Raw genomic sequence first — 1,099 nt, forward strand, 5'->3', positions numbered from 1 at the left:
CCGGTCACGGAGCGCGCCAGCACGGTGGCGGCACCGCCCGATCCGACCGCCACCATCAACACCTCCACGGCGGCGCCCATCTGGCCCGGCCGCGGAGCCTCGCCCCGCAGGGACAGCCGACCGCGGAACAGGTCCTCCCGGGTCAACCAGTCGCGCAGGGAGCGCAGATGGACCTGGTCGTCCTCGCCGGAGACCGTCAGCATCAGAGGGGCGGGGGCCGCGTGGGTCTCAGTCATGGCGCTCATCCTGTCAGGGCCGGCACTCCGCGGAAGCCCGTTGCCGAAGGACGTACGGCGCGGGGTGGCCGGAACGCCGTGGGCGGCGGCCCGCGCTCCGTTCCTTGCCGGGGAGCCTCCGGGCGGAGGGGGCGGCAGGAATCATGCAAGCGCGCTTGATTGTTCCTGGTTCCGCTGCCACCCTCGACGCGATGGCCCGCAGGCGGCCCGCGGACGGCGGGCCGGGTCCGCAGGAGGAGAGTGACCGATGAGCCGGATCGCCGCACCCGCCCACGACCGGGGCGTCACCACCCTCGCCCTCGATTCGCCCGCCAACCGCAACGCGCTCTCCGCCGAGATCGTCGACGAGCTCACCGCCGCCCTCGGCGCCTGCGCGGCCGACGACACCGTACGGGCCGTCGTCCTCACCCACACCGGCACCACCTTCTGCGCGGGCGCCGACCTGACCGCGCCACCCGACCCGGCGGCCTTCGTCGCACTGATGCGGCGGATCGTCGCCCTGCCCAAGCCCGTCGTCGCCCGGGTCACCGGCCACGTCCGCGCGGGCGGGCTCGGCCTGCTCGCCGCCTGCGACATCTCCGCGGCCGGGCCCGGCTCGTCCTTCGCCCTCACCGAATCCAGGCTCGGGCTCGCCCCCGCCGTGATCTCCCTGCCGCTGCTGCCCCGCACCGATCCGCGCGCCGCCGCCCGCTACTACCTCACCGGCGAGCGTTTCGACGCGGCCGAGGCGGCCAGGATCGGCCTGGTCACCCTCGCCGCCGACGACGTGGACCAGGCACTCGCCCCCGTACTGGACGGCCTGCGCCGGGCCTCCCCGCAGGGGCTGGCGGCATCGAAGGAGCTGGTCACGGCTACTGTGCTGG

Annotated in this window: 1 protein-coding gene and 1 pseudogene; one reads left to right on the plus strand and one right to left on the minus strand. The window is 75.2% G+C overall.

Features of this window, described 5'->3' with window-relative positions; all coding sequences use genetic code 11:
* Positions 1-236, minus strand: a pseudogene (locus ACFWGZ_RS41205) (hypothetical protein); the annotation flags it as partial.
* 247 nt (positions 237-483) lie between these two features.
* Here ACFWGZ_RS41205 and ACFWGZ_RS41210 point away from each other — a divergent pair.
* Positions 484-1,099: enoyl-CoA hydratase family protein (locus ACFWGZ_RS41210; RefSeq protein ID WP_382457011.1), on the plus strand; the 616-nt coding region annotated here is incomplete at its 3' end.

The organism is Lentzea sp. NPDC060358, from assembly GCF_042725365.1.
Classification (GTDB): Bacteria; Actinomycetota; Actinomycetes; order Mycobacteriales; family Pseudonocardiaceae; genus Lentzea.